At 65.2% G+C, this 14199-nt stretch carries 10 protein-coding genes and 1 pseudogene; 10 read left to right on the top strand and 1 reads right to left on the bottom strand.

Annotation, left to right across the window (positions count from 1 at the left end; all coding sequences use genetic code 11):
• The first annotated feature begins 78 nt into the window (after positions 1–78).
• The 5 genes from OCK02_RS05540 to OCK02_RS05520 all read left to right on the top strand — a co-directional run bounded on the left by OCK02_RS05540 (position 79) and on the right by OCK02_RS05520 (position 5881).
• Positions 79–732 carry a cytochrome b gene (locus tag OCK02_RS05540; RefSeq protein ID WP_263811930.1) on the top strand — a complete coding sequence of 218 codons (654 nt, stop codon included), beginning with the start codon at positions 79–81 and terminating at the stop codon, positions 730–732.
• Positions 729–1322 carry a YceI family protein gene (locus tag OCK02_RS05535; protein ID WP_412178754.1) on the top strand — a complete coding sequence of 198 codons (594 nt, stop codon included), beginning with the start codon at positions 729–731 and terminating at the stop codon, positions 1320–1322. The genes OCK02_RS05540 and OCK02_RS05535 overlap by 4 nt, the downstream gene beginning before the upstream one ends.
• A gap of 367 nt (positions 1323–1689) precedes the next feature.
• Positions 1690–3783, top strand: coding sequence for a S9 family peptidase (locus OCK02_RS05530; protein ID WP_263811929.1), 2094 nt, complete (start codon positions 1690–1692; stop codon positions 3781–3783).
• A gap of 9 nt (positions 3784–3792) precedes the next feature.
• Positions 3793–4566, top strand: coding sequence for a hypothetical protein (locus OCK02_RS05525; protein ID WP_263811928.1), 774 nt, complete (start codon positions 3793–3795; stop codon positions 4564–4566).
• 178 nt (positions 4567–4744) lie between these two features.
• The gene (locus tag OCK02_RS05520; RefSeq protein ID WP_263811927.1) at positions 4745–5881 is read left to right on the top strand and encodes a GNAT family N-acetyltransferase; all 1137 of its coding nucleotides are present in this window, start codon (positions 4745–4747) and stop codon (positions 5879–5881) included.
• 25 nt (positions 5882–5906) lie between these two features.
• On the opposite strand, the gene OCK02_RS05515 is transcribed toward OCK02_RS05520, so the two are convergent.
• Positions 5907–6545 (bottom strand): TetR/AcrR family transcriptional regulator, encoded by a 639-nt coding sequence (locus OCK02_RS05515; protein WP_263811926.1) that lies wholly within the window; start codon positions 6543–6545, stop codon positions 5907–5909.
• A 331-nt stretch (positions 6546–6876) separates the two neighbouring features.
• On the opposite strand from OCK02_RS05515, the gene OCK02_RS05510 reads away from it, so the two are divergent.
• The 5 genes and pseudogenes from OCK02_RS05510 to OCK02_RS05490 all read left to right on the top strand — a co-directional run bounded on the left by OCK02_RS05510 (position 6877) and on the right by OCK02_RS05490 (position 14167).
• Positions 6877–7833, top strand: coding sequence for a homocysteine S-methyltransferase family protein (locus tag OCK02_RS05510; RefSeq protein WP_263811925.1), 957 nt, complete (start codon positions 6877–6879; stop codon positions 7831–7833).
• Between the two features lie 26 nt (positions 7834–7859).
• Complete coding sequence (locus OCK02_RS05505; RefSeq protein ID WP_230803102.1) at positions 7860–8090, top strand: hypothetical protein; 231 nt, start codon at positions 7860–7862, stop codon at positions 8088–8090.
• A 322-nt stretch (positions 8091–8412) separates the two neighbouring features.
• On the top strand, positions 8413–9948 hold the full coding sequence (locus tag OCK02_RS05500) for a protein adenylyltransferase SelO (protein ID WP_263811924.1): 1536 nt from the start codon (positions 8413–8415) through the stop codon (positions 9946–9948).
• 174 nt (positions 9949–10122) lie between these two features.
• Positions 10123–12249, top strand: a complete 2127-nt coding sequence (locus OCK02_RS05495; protein WP_263811923.1) for a M10 family metallopeptidase C-terminal domain-containing protein — start codon at positions 10123–10125, stop codon at positions 12247–12249.
• A 236-nt stretch (positions 12250–12485) separates the two neighbouring features.
• Positions 12486–14167, top strand: a pseudogene (locus tag OCK02_RS05490) (arylsulfatase).
• Positions 14168–14199: the final 32 nt, after the last annotated feature.

Here is a 14199-nt window from a genome sequence, read left to right as displayed (position 1 = left end):
TACAATGCGGCGGCCGCCCTTTGTCGGCGGCTTCCGGCGCGTCGGCCGGTGCGCCGGTCGGTTTCGGGAGGTCGCGGCATGCAGGGGCGACGGCAGGCGGGATACGCCACATCGGGCGGCACGGCCCATGACACACCCTATGGCCCGCTCTCGATCTGCCTGCACTGGCTGATCGCGGCGCTGATCTTCGCCCTGATCGGCATCGGCTTTGTCATGCGCCGGACGGAGATCGACCCGGCGCTGCAGTTCTCGCTCTACCAGTGGCACAAGTCGCTGGGGCTGACCGTGCTGGCGCTCGCAGCGCTCCGCGAGATCCACTGGCTGTTCGCCCGCCATCCGCAGCCGGTGGCCGATCTCGGGCCGCTCGAGCGGCAGGCTTCGCGGACGACGCATGTCGTACTGGCGCTGCTCTGTCTGTTCGTGCCGCTGTCCGGCTGGGCGGTCGCCTCGACCTCGACGCTCGCCATTCCCACACTCCTGTTCGACCGCGTGCTCGTCCCCGCCCTGCCGCTTGTGCGCAGCGCGGCCGGCGAGGCCTTCTGGTCGCTCGTGCATGCGGGGTCGGCCTATCTGCTGCTGACGCTCGCGGCCCTCCACGTCGCGGCCGCCCTCCATCACCATTTCATCCGCCGCAACGGCGTGCTCCTGCGCATGCTCGGCCGGCCGGCAGCGAACGATCCAGGCGGGCCCGGTGGCACCCGTGGCCCTGCGCGCAGAGGAACACGACGATGAATGACCGGACCGGCCCGATGGTCGCCCTTGCGGCCCTGTTCTGCATCCCATTCGCCTCTCCCCTGCCGGCACTGGCGCGCACGCCGGCGCTCTCGGAAGCGGCCGGGACCTACGACATCAGCAGCGCCTCGCAGATCCGCTTCTCCGTCGACCAGATCGGCGGCGGCGGCATCCGCGGCAGCTTCGGGAAATTCTCCGGCGCGGTGCGGATCGACGGCCGCCGGATCGGCGCCTCGACGGTGTCGTTCACGCTCTACCCGCAGAGCGTTTCCGCCGCGGAGGCGCGCATCGAGAACTTCCTGCGCTCCAGCGCCGTCTTCGACGCGGCCGCCTACCCGACCGTGACCTTCCGCTCGACGGCGGTGCGCCAGACCGGCGCGGACGCGGCGGTGGTCGACGGCATGCTGACTGCCCGCGGCATCACCCGTCGCGAGCAGTTCGCCGTGCGGCTGCGGCAACTCAGCGGCAGCACGATCGCCTTCAACGTCACCGGCAACGTCTACCGCTCGCGCTACCGGATGGACGTCGGCACGCCGATCTACCTCAACGTCGTCAAGTTCGACATGGACATCCGCGCCGTGCGGCGGTGAATGGCGCGCTTCCGGGGCCTGAAGCAGCACCGGACACCTGCGGCCGGCCTCCTCTACCTCCGTCATGCCGGCCTCCGAGCCGGTATCCAGCCCGCGCAAGTCCTTGCGCGAAAAGAGCATTCTCCGCACCGCGGACGCGGCGCCGCTGGATGCCGGATCAAGTCCGGCATGACGGAAGAGAAGGACGGAAACGCTCGCAAACCGGCTGGCGGCAATGGCGGCGGCACTGGAGGAGCCGTCGCGGCGGCGGCCGGCTGCTGTCGTCGGCGGCCAAAGCGACTTGATGCGCGGGCGCGCGCTCTCTATCTCTGTCGTTCCCGCCGCAGCGGATCCCTATCGATCCACCGGCCCCATCCGGAGTACCGCCTTGTCCGCCTTCAAGTCCCTGCCCGCAGCCCCGATCGCCACGAAGAAGCCGGTGCAGGACACGCGCCACGGCATCACCCGGACCGACGACTACGCCTGGTTCCGCGCCGACAACTGGCAGGCGATGTTCAAGGACACCTCGATCCTCGACCCGGAGATCCGCGCTCATCTGGAGGCGGAGAACGCCTATATGGAAGCGGCGATGGAGGACACGAAGGGCCTGCAGAAGAAGCTCTTTTCGGAGATGCGCGGGCGGATCAAGGAGGACGACAGCTCGGTGCCGGTGAAGGACGGCCCCTTCGCCTACGGCACGTCCTACGTCACCGGCGGCGAGCAGCCGCGCTACTTCCGCACCCCGCGCGACGGCGGCGAGCAGACGCTTTTGCTCGACGGCGACAAGGAAGCCGAGGGCAAGGGCTATTTCCGGCTTTCCGGCATCGACCACAGCACCGACCACACGCTCGGCATCTGGGGCTATGACGACAAGGGCTCGGAATATTTCACGCTGAGGGTGCGCGATCTTGCGACGCTCCAGGACCGCGAGGACCTGATCGAGAACACCGGCGGCGGCGGCGTCTGGGCGCCGGACGGCAAGAGCTTCTTCTACACGCTGCAGGACGAGAACCACCGGCCGTCGAAGATCTTCCACCACATCCTCGGCGAGCAGCAGGCGCAGGACCGGCTCGTCTACGAGGAGAAGGATCCGGGCTTCTTCCTGTCGGTCGGCGGCTCGCTGCTCGACGACGTCATCTATATCGACATCCACGACCACGAGACCAGCGAATACCGGCTGCTTTCGACCAAGGACCTTTTGGCCGAACCGGCGATCGTCGCGCCGCGCCAGACGGGGCTCGAATATTCGATGACGGAGGGCGGCGACGTCTTCTATATCCTCACCAATGCCGACGGCGCCAAGGACTTCAAGATCATGGAGGCGCCGGTGAATGCGCCGGGCCGCGAGAACTGGAAGGAAGTGGTGCCGCACCGGCCGGGCACGCTGATCCTCAACCACCTCGCCTTTGCCCGCCACCTCGTCTGGCTGGAGCGCCACGAAGGGCTGCCGCGCATCATCGTGCGCGACCGGAAAAGCGGCGAGCAGCACGAGATCGCCTTTGCCGAGGAAGCCTATTCGCTCGGGCTTTCCGGAGCCGCGGAATACGACACCGATGTCATCCGCTTCACCTATTCCTCGATGACGACGCCCTCGCAACTGTTCGACTACGACATGGCGACGCGCAAGCGCACGCTTTTGAAGACGCAGGAGGTGCCGTCGGGCCACGTGATCGACGACTACGTCACCCGCCGCGTCTTCGCGCCCGCCTGGGACGGCGAGCGGGTGCCGGTCACCCTGCTCTACCGCAAGGATACGCCGCTCGACGGCACGGCGCCCTGCCTGCTCTACGGCTACGGCGCCTACGGCATCTCCATTCCCGCCGGCTTCAACACCAACTGCCTGTCCCTTGCCGACCGCGGCTTCGTCTATGCCATCGCCCATATCCGCGGCGGCAAGGAGAAGGGATATGCCTGGTACGAAGACGGCAAGATGGAGAAGAAGACCAATACCTTCAAGGACTTCATCGCAGCGGCGGATTTTCTGAATCGGGAGAAGTTCACCTCCTACGCGAAGATCGTCGCAGAAGGCGGCTCGGCCGGCGGCATGCTGATGGGGGCGATCGCCAACATGGCGCCGGAAAAGTTCGGCGGCATCATCGCCGCCGTGCCCTTCGTCGACGTGCTCAACACCATGCTCGACGACACCCTGCCGCTGACGCCGCCGGAATGGGCCGAATGGGGCAACCCCATCGAGAGCGCCGACTTCTACCGGCTGATGGCGTCCTATTCGCCCTATGACAACGTCGAGGCCAAGGCCTATCCGCCGATCCTGGCGCTGTCCGGCCTGACCGATCCGCGGGTGACCTACTGGGAGCCGACCAAGTGGGTGGCGAAGCTGCGCGAGAAGGCGACCGGCAATCAGCCGATCCTCTTGCGCACCAACATGGGCGCCGGCCACGGCGGTGCCTCCGGCCGCTTCCAGCGCCTGGAGGAAATCGCCTTCGAATACGCGTTTGCGATCAAGGTGGCGGGGAAGATGTGAGGGTCGTTCGTGACTGATCACAAATATCAGTACACGATGGCTTCCTATGCAGGGGTCTATACCGACGTCATACTCTCGCTCCAAAGGGCGTTGGCGCATCTCAGTGCTTCCGTTCCACCGCCGCAACAAACTAGGATAGCGACGGGCAACGCATATCGCTATCGCGAGAAGCTGCCTCAACAAGCAATCGTGCTGAAGTGTACGCGAGCCTTGAGCGCACTCATCGCAATAAAGTCGCTGCTAGATGAAGGTCTTGCACTAGATGCCGGCGCCCTGATGAGAGTGAGTGACGAGGTAGGATCGGACATTTTATTTTTGGCTGGTCCCTTGATATTCCGACATGAACCCGAGAATAGCCATTCTCGTTATTTGGACGAATTCTTTCAGGAGGAATTTGATACTCCTGATCCGATAAACTCGTCACAAAAGCGAGATCGCGTTAGTCGTCGGCAAGTCAGGGCGTATGTTGCACGCACATTCTCGTCGACGGCTGACGTCAATCAAGCCGTAGAGGTAACTCGCACAATAGAGACCACATTTTCCGGTTATGTGCATGGGGCCGGCGCGCACACGATGGACGTCTATGACGGACGCTCCTTTCACATCCATTTACAGGAAGGCGACAAGCCGCTAGTCGACTTAATTAATCAGTATTCTCAATATCTTCAGCGTACTGTTATGCACTTTGCAATTGCTTCAAAAGCTTTGGGAGCCGAAGGACTGTTTAATCAACTCTATGCGTTAAACCGTCACCACTTCGATGACTATGGTGAACTCCGTTAGCCTACTTTTGACAACGACACGTAAGCCTTCCACGGCGCTCCCCAAGCATTTGTTCATCGTTTGCGCCTAGCTTGCGCCCGGGCAAGCGAGGCAATCAGGTGGCATGGCAGGGAGCAGAGAAGCAAGACGAAGGCGCTTAGACGCTATATCAGTCCGCGTCCTGACGGACATCGCCGGCATGGAGGCGATCGCGGACGAATGGCGGGCGCTGGAGCGGCGCTGCGACGGCGGGCTGTCGTTCTTCCAGAGCTACCTGTGGTGCCGGGCCTGGGCGGAATGCTTTGCCGGCGGCGGCGGCAGCGGCACCCCCCGGCCCTTCGTCGCCACTGTCCGGGCGGGCGACCGGCTGGTCGCCGTGTGGCCTCTGATGGTGGGCGGCCTGCGCGGGACGCTGCGCCGCATCGAGACGCTCGGCGGCACGCACAGCCAGTACAGCACGCTCATCCTCGACCCGGAATTTTCCGACCGGACGGCGGAGATCGCAGACAGGCTGCTCTCTTCACTGACCGCATCGGGCGGCTTCGACGTCGCGCTGTTCGAGGCGGTTCCGGACGGTTCGGCGCTGGCGGCGATGCTGTCGCGGGCCGCCCCGGCCGCGACCGTGCGCAACGCCGCTTCCCTGCTCGACCTGACCGGATTTTCCTCCTCGGACGCCTATCTCGCCGGGCTCGGCAAGCTGCAGCGGCGCAACCGCAACCGCCGGCGCAACCATCTCGCCCGCCACGGGGCGTTGCGGTTTTCGGTGCTGTGGCCGGACGAGCCGGCGTTTGCGCCGACCGTCCGGCAGGCGCTGGCGATGAAGCGGCGCTGGCTGGCCGAGACGGGACGGCTCGGCATCGGCCTGTCGCAGCCGGGCTTCGCCGGCTTCCTCGCCGGGCTGCAGGGCGACCGGGGCCGCCGCGAGGGCGCCTGCCTGTTCGTGCTGGAAGCGGGCGAGCGGATCGCGGCGATCGAACTGGGCTTTCTGCACGCCGGCCACTATTATTGCTATCTCGGCGCCTTCGACTGGGACCTGCGCGACGCCTCGCCCGGCAAGGTGCAGATGGAGATGACCGTCTGCTGGCTGATCGACAACGGCGTTTCGACCTACGACCTGCTCGCCAACCCGACCGCCTACAAGGACAGCTGGAGCAACCGCATCGTCGGGCTCGGCACCTATACGATCGCCCGCACCTGGCGCGGGCGGCTCTATGCCCGGGGCTGGCTGCCGACGCTGCGGCCGGCGCTGAAGCGCGCCGCCGAGGCAGTCTCCTACCGCCTCCGCCGGCTGGCCGCCTTCGGCCAGGGGCTCGGCTGCCTGATGCTCGTGGCGTAGCGCTCCCCTGCCGCGGCCCGCCCGCTCAGGACGCCGCGGCCGCCCGCCGTTCGATGCCGCCGCGAAACAGCATCCTGACGAAGGAACGCAGGACGAGCAGCTGGTCGGGCAGGCTCCTGGGCTCGCGCAGCGCCTTGGACATGACGATGCCGCCTTCGAGCACGGTGGAGACCATATCGGCGAGCTGGTCGGGGTCGAGGGGCTCGCGCGGCTCGTAGACCTCCATGATCTCGGCAAACATCGCCCGGAACCGGCGGCGCCATGCCAGCGCCGCCTGGCGGTTGATCTCCTGGATGCCGCGGTCGAAGGCGCGTTCGTGCACGCACATGACGGCGACGAGGCAGCCGGGGTGGCCGTTCGGCAGGTCGGCGAGTTGCTCGGACAAAAGCTTCAGGCCGAGCAGGAACGCCTGCAGCGGATCGTCCGCAAGTTCGCGGGCGCGGCCGAAGATCTCGTCGTAGATGCGGTTGTCGTTTTCCAGGTAGCGCTCCAGCAGCGCCCTGGCGAGCTCGTTCTTGTCGTGGAAGTGATAGAAGAACCCGCTCTTGGTGATGCCGGTCTCGGTGATCAGTTCCTCGATCGAGGTCGCACCGAAGCCCTTGGCGAGCACGGCGGCCTCTGCCACCTGCAGTATTCGTGCGCGCGTCTCGTCGCCCTTGCGCATGCGCAGCCTCCTGTACCGCCGGTACAGTTTTTGCCCTTCACGCCCCGCCACTAGCGTTAACATTGACGTGAAAGCGGCCTCCAAGCAATTGATTAATCGCTCATATGAGCTCTTCCTGCTGGAGCTTGACCACGAGACGCCTAGTTTTACGGGCGGAAAACAGGCAAAAATCCACACGCGTTTCGGAAAATGTGGGAAAAATCCTCAAGACGAAATCGCATTGAGGGATAACCAAAACACTGCTGATGACATGGCTCTCATTTGGCGCGTTCGCAAGACCGCGCCCGCTCCAGGCTTTTCCGGGACGGAAGTGTAACGAGTGGAGAAAGTTATGGCAAAGTACAGACATGGCCTGCCGCTGACGCGGGGAGAACGGTTTCTCACCGATGGCGGCATGGAGACGACGCTGATCTTCCACGAGGGCGTGGATCTGCCGCATTTCGCCTCTTTCGTGCTGATGGCCAGCCCCGAAGGGCGGCGTAAGCTGAAGGACTACTACATCCGCTATCTCGAGCTGGCCCGCAGCGCCGGCGTCGGCTTCGTGCTCGACACGCCGACCTGGCGGGCAAGCCCGGACTGGGCGGACAAGCTCGGCTACGACGCAGACGCACTGAAGGCCGTGAACGAAGAGGCGATCGGCATGCTCGTCCAGCTTCGCAAGCTTTACGAGCGTCCCGGCCAGCCGATCGTCCTGAACGGCGCCATCGGCCCGCGCGGCGACGGCTACAAGGCCGGCACCATGAGCGCCGACGAGGCCGAGGCCTATCACCGGCCGCAGGTCGAGACCTTCGCCGCCACCGAGGCCGACATGGTCAGCGCGGTGACGCTCACCAACATCGACGAGGCGATCGGCGTGGCAAGGGCGGCCCGGAAGGCCGCGATCCCCTGCGTGATCGCCTTCACCGTCGAGACGGACGGCAGGATCGTCACCGGCAGGACCCTGCAGGAGGCGATCGAGGCGGTGGACGCCGCCACCGGCAGCTATCCGCTGTTCTACATGGTCAACTGCGCGCATCCGAGCCACTTCGAGGATGCGCTCGATCACGGCAGCGGCTGGATCAGGCGGGTCGGCGGCATCCGCGCCAACGCCTCGGCGCTGAGCCACCAGGAGCTCGACGAGAGCGAGACGCTGGACGCCGGCGACCCCGAAGACTTCGGCCGGCGCTACCGCGCCTTCGTCGGCCGGATGCCGCAATTGCGCCTTCTCGGCGGCTGCTGTGGCACCGACCATCGCCATATCGGCGCCATCTGCCGGGCCTGCATGTCGCAGCCGGCCATGAGCGCCTGAGGAGAAGATCTTGAGGAGACATCGTCATGTCGACGAAGGAGCATCAGAGCAAAGGCCATAGACACGCCGCCGGCAAGCGGCACGGCACCGGCCTGTTCGGGCGGCTGTTTTCCGGCTGGCTCGGGCGGCCCAACTACGACTGGGGCTGCGGCCCGATCGACCTTGCCGGATCGGAGGGCCTCGACGGCCACATCGCCCGGCGCTCCGAGTTCCGGAACCCGAGCGGTACCGGCCGCAACCGCCGCCACGGCCGGTAGCCCGGAACCCGGCAGTCCACGAAAGCCAGCGGCCCGCCGAAAGGCGGGCCGTTTTCTTGCGGGGGATTCCGCATTCCCGCCGTCTCCCCGGTTCCGTGGTCCAAAGGCGCCGCGTCCGCGGCGCGGGACATGCTCTTTTGGCGCAAGGACTTGCGCGGCTGGATACCGGCTCGGGGGCCGGTATGACGGCTCTGTTTGGCGTCCGGGCCAAGTTGGGCGCTTGCCGATCGACCGCTGGCCGGCTTCCAACGGACTTTCGCTCGCCTCGCGCGTTCCTATCTAATAGGCTGGAGACACCACAATCAGGGAAAGCGAGCGGGCCATGTCCGAGACGGCGAGCCGAGAAAAGCGGATCGATGCGGGGCCAATCGCGTTCGACAATTCCTACGCGCGGCTGCCGCAGGGCTTCTTTGCGCGCGTCGAGCCGACGTCGGTGGCGGCGCCGAAGCTCATCAAGTTCAACCGCGCACTCGCGGAAGATATGGGCCTCGACGCGGACGCGCTGGAGGCGGACGGGGCGGCGGTCTTTTCCGGCAACCGCATCCTGCCCGGCTCCGAGCCGATCGCGATGGCCTATGCCGGCCACCAGTTCGGCCAGTTCGTGCCGCAGCTCGGTGACGGGCGAGCGATCCTGCTCGGCGAAGTCGTGCGCCCGGGCGGGGCGCGGCGCGACATCCAGCTGAAGGGATCGGGCCCGACCCCGTTTTCGCGGCGCGGCGACGGGCGGGCGGCGCTCGGCCCGGTGCTCCGCGAATACATCGTCAGCGAGGCGATGGCGGCCCTCGGCATTCCGACCACCCGGGCCTTGGCGGCGGTGACCACCGGGCAGCCGGTCTACCGCGAGCGGGTCCTGCCCGGCGCGATCGTCACCCGTGTCGCCGCGAGCCATATCCGCGTCGGCACCTTCCAGTTCTTCGCCGCGCGCGGCGACACCGACAGCATCCGCATCCTCGCCGACCACGTGATCGACCGGCATTATCCGGAACTGAAGGACGCGGATGGCCGCTACCTGAAGCTGCTCGACGCGGTGGCGGCGCGGCAGGCGGCGCTGATCGCCCGCTGGCTCGGCGTCGGCTTCATTCATGGCGTCATGAACACCGACAACATGGCCGTGTCCGGCGAGACGATCGATTACGGCCCCTGCGCCTTCATGGACAATTACGATCCGCGCACGGTGTTCTCCTCGATCGACCAGACCGGGCGCTATGCCTATGGCAACCAGCCGATGATCGGCCAGTGGAACATCGCCCGCTTCGCCGAGACGCTGCTTGCGCTCCTGCACGAGACGCCCGGCGAGGCGGTGGACCTCGCCAACGATGCGGTCGACCGCTACATGCAGCGCTTCCAGGCGGAATGGGACGGCGTGATCCGCGCCAAGCTGGGGCTCGGCGGGACGGCAGGCGAAGGCAGTGGCGAAGCTGGAGACGACGAGGACACCGAACTCGTCCGCGCCTTCCTGGCGCTGATGGCCGGGCAGAAGGCCGATTTCACGCTCTCCTTCCGCAGGCTCTCGGACGCAGCCGCCGGCGAGGCCGCCGATCCCGCCTTCGCCGCCCTTCTGGCCGATCCCGAGGCGGCAGCGCCCTTCCTTATCCGCTGGCGCGCCCGGCTTGGGCGCGATGCCCGGCCCGCGGCCGAACGCGCCGCCGCGATGCGCGCCGTCAATCCCGCCTTCATCCCCCGCAACCACCGCATCGAAGAGGCGATCGCCGCCGCCGTCGAGGAACAGGACTTCTCGCTGTTTGCGGCGATGAACGACGTGCTGGCCCGCCCCTACGAGGACCGGTCGGCGCTCGCCGCCTTCGCCGCGCCTCCGAAGCCCGGCGAGGAGGTGTTGCAGACCTTCTGCGGGACGTGAGGCGGCCGGGGGGGCGGCGGGGCAAGCCCGAGTTGTGGTGTTGCACGTCTGCACCAGCGGGTGCTCAAGTCGGGCCGCATCCTTGTTCGGGTAGCATTCGACCTCGCGATCAACTAGCGTGTGCATTAGCGTGCAGGCGTTCAATCACCGATACATCGCGAGGGGTCAGGCTCCATGGCAACACCAAACTCGAATTCGGTTTCGGCCAGGTTCTTCGATGCCGCTTCGACCGGTGCTGCCAAATACCTGCTCTCCGGCTCAAAATGGGGTGGCGCGCTCGGTTCGGGCGTGACCCTCACCTACAGCTACTACGAAGGAAATCCGTCGGATCCCACCTATCTCGACGGGTACTGGTCCAATTCCTACCCGGGCTTCATCGACACCAGCCGTGCCGACAGCCTCAACGGGGGTGCTGCCTCCGCCGACCCGTGGATACGGGAGTGGAACAACGAGGCCCTCAAGGCGTGGTCCAAGTCCGCAAACGTGACTTTCAAAAAGGTCGTGGACACTCCGAGCCGGGTGGGCGAGTTGCGGTTTTCGGAGATCAACAATCTGCGCGACGCGAGCGGCACGCATGTGGACGGCCTGGCGTTCTTTCCGAACAACAGCCCCAATGCGGGCGACATCTGGTACGACGAACACCTCTTCATAGACACGGCAACCGGCTTGTATGTGCCGCACGACCGGTCCCTCATGAAGGGATCGGAGGTCTATTTCGTGATGTTGCACGAGATAGGCCATGCGCTTGGCCTCAAGCATCCCCATGAGGGGACCCGCATGCCAAGCCAGTACGACAGCATCATGCACACCGTCATGAGCTACAACAAGAACCTTCCCGGCGTCACCGGCAGCCTTCTTCAATTCTTCCCGACGACGCCGATGTATTTCGACCTTCTCTCCATCAAGGAGCTTTATGGAGCGAGAAAGGTCAACAAAGGGAACACGACCTATTCCTACGACGAAGGAAAGAAGTATTTCGAGACGATCGACGATTCCGGCGGATACGACAAGATCGTCTACAACGGATCGAAATTCGCCTGGATAAGGCTGACGCCCGGTGAATTCAGCACGCTCAGCGAGAACATCGCCGGCGCCGGGGAAATGAGGAACTCCGTCACCATCGGGCCGGGTGTCGTGATCGAGGCTGCGGTCGGCGGAAGCGCCAACGACCGCCTGGACGGCAACAGTGCGGACAACACGCTCAACGGCCGCGGTGGCGACGACATCATGCAGGGCGGATCGGGCAACGATATCTACATCGTCAACTCCGCTGGGGACCAGACGATAGAGCTGGCCCGCGGGGGCACCGATACCGTTCGCTCCAGTATCGACTGGAAGCTCGGGGCGAATATCGAGAACCTCGAACTGCTGGGCACGACCGCCATCCACGGCAGCGGAAACGGCGCTGCCAACAAGATCACCGGCAACGCGGCCAACAATGTCCTGCGCGGCGGGTCGGGGCAGGACACGCTGGAGGGCGGGGTCGGTGCCGACAGGCTGGCTGGCGGCAGCGGGACGGACACGGCCTCCTATGCCGATGCGTCCAAGGGCGTTACCGCGAGCCTGCAGCGGCCGTCCTCCAACACCGGCGAGGCAAAGGGCGACACCTATTCCTCGATCGAGCGGCTGACCGGCTCCGACCATTCCGACAGGCTGGAAGGCAACGCCCTTGCCAACCGGCTGTCCGGCAAGGACGGCAACGACGTCCTGATCGGCGGCGCAGGCGCCGACCAGCTCAGGGGTGGTTCCGGTCGCGACACGGCGTCCTATGAAGGCGCGCAAAAGGGCGTCGTCGCCAGCCTCGCCAACCGTTCCTCCAACACGGGGGACGCAAAAGGCGACACATACTCCTCCATCGAAAGCCTGCGCGGCTCGTCCTTCGCCGACCGGCTGGAGGGCAATTCGGGGGCGAACACGCTCAGCGGCGGCGCCGGCAACGATCGCCTCACCGGCGGCTCCGGGGCCGACAAGCTCTATGGCGGATCCGGCGCGGACCGGTTCATCTTCAAGAAGGTCTCGGACAGCACGGCGAACAACCCCGACACGATCTACGATTTTTCACGCGGCGCCGGAGACCGGATCGATCTTTCCAGGATCGACGCCCGCAGCAACAGTTCGGGCGATCAGGCCTTCACCTTCATCGGCGAGAAGGCCTTCAGCGGCAAGGCGGGTGAACTGCGCTATGTCAACCAGAAGGGCGACACCTACCTCCGTGGCGACGTGGACGGCGACCGGAAGACCGAATTCTCCCTCCGGCTCGACGCCACCATCGACTTCACCAAGAGCGATTTCATCCTGTAGCCGGGACTAAGGCAGGCGGCGGGCGCATGAACGGCAGGTCGCCATCGCCCGGCCTCGCGGAAGTTTCGGGCGAGCCCCAATCGCCGGCCTCCTTCCGGGTGGCCGCGGAAGCGGGCTTCGCGCTTCGGTGAAATATCGTCCTTGTACAACCGCCCTTCCCATTCGCCGTCACGGCCCTAAGTTGACGCTTGCCATGCTCATGGCGGGTGTGGCGAGGATTGAGTGGGAGCCTCCGCATGCGTGACGACAGCACCAATGAAAGCCCGGCGTCCGCGCCAGGCAAAATTTCTTTGACCAGACGAAACATTCTTCTAGCAGGATCAGCACTGGCCGCCGCCGGCATCGTCGGCACGGCGGGGACAGACGACGCAAATGCGCAGCAGGCGGCGAGCCCGGCGCCTTCCGGTTCGCCGACGGATCGGCCCAACATCCTCGTCATTTTCGGGGACGACATCGGCCTGACCAACGTCAGCGCCTATTCGATGGGCCTGATGGGCTTCGAGACACCGAATATTGACCGCATCGCGAAAGAAGGCACGATCTTTACCGACTACTATGCCGAGAACAGTTGCACGGCGGGCCGGTCTTCCTTCATCACCGGCCAGACGCCGAAACGCACCGGCCTGTCCAAGGTGGGCGTCCCCGGAGCGACTGTCGGCCTGCAGGACCGCGACATCACCATCGCCCAGGCATTGAAGCCGCTGGGCTATGCCACCGGGCAGTTCGGCAAGAACCATCTCGGAGACCGCGACGAGTACCTGCCGACCAATCACGGTTTCGACGAGTTCTTCGGCAACCTCTACCACCTGAACGCGGAGGAAGAACCGGAGAACCCGACCTGGCCGAAGGACGATGAAGCCTTCACGAAGATGAACTCTCCACGGGGCGTCGTCAAAGCGACGGCCGACGGGAAAATCGAGGACACCGGCGCGCTGAACAAGAAGCGCATGGAGACGATCGACGACGAAACGACGGATGCCGCGATCGACTTCATCAAGCGCCAGGTCGAGCAGGGAAAGCCGTTCTTCACCTGGATGAACGCGACCCGCATGCACCTCTTCACGCATGTGCGGGAATCGATGCTCGGCCAGAGCGGCATGCCCGGCAACTTCTATGCGGACGGCATGATCGAACACGACGGGCACGTCGGCAAGCTGCTCAAGACGCTGGACGACCTCGGATTACCGAAAACACGATCGTCGTCTACACCACGGACAACGGCCCGAACAAATGGTCATGGCCGGACGCTGCGAGCTCGCCGTTCCGGAACGAAAAGGACTCCAACTTCGAAGGCGCCTTCCGCGTCCCCGCCATGGTTCGCTGGCCCGGAAAAATTCCCTCGGGCAAGATCTCCCGCGAGATGTTTTCCGGTCTCGACTGGTTCCCCACGCTTCTTGCGGCTGCCGGCGATGCCGACATCAAGGATCGGCTGCTTCAGGGGGCCGACGTCAGCGGCAAGACCTTCAAGGTCCACCTCGACGGCTACAACCAGCTACCCTACCTCACCGGATCGGAACAGAAGGGCGCGCGCGACGCGTTCGCCTATTTCAACGACGACGGCGTTCTCGTCGCCTACCGGCTTGGAGACTGGAAGGCCGTCTTCGTTGAAATGAAGTTTCCGGGAGGCTTTCAGGTGTGGCAGGAGCCGTTCACGCCGCTCCGGGTCCCGAAGCTGTTTCATCTGCGCATGGACCCTTACGAACAGGCCGACATCGTTTCGGATCAATACAACGACTGGCTCGTCAGGAACGATTTCAAGATCGCCCAGATCACGATGCATGCGGCCCAGTTCCTGGAAACCTTCGTCGAGTATCCGCCGAGCCAGGAGCCGGCATCGTTCTCGATCGACCAGATCGCCCGAAACGTCGAGGCCGCGATCCAGGAAAATGCGGCGAAGGCAAAAGCCACCGCACAATAAGGCCGGGTGAACGCTCGCCGGCCCGGAACGCC

The organism is Rhizobium sp. TRM96647 (assembly GCF_025780115.1).
Lineage (GTDB): Bacteria > Pseudomonadota > Alphaproteobacteria > Rhizobiales > Rhizobiaceae > Mycoplana.
This window is presented reverse-complemented; position numbering and strand designations above follow the sequence as displayed.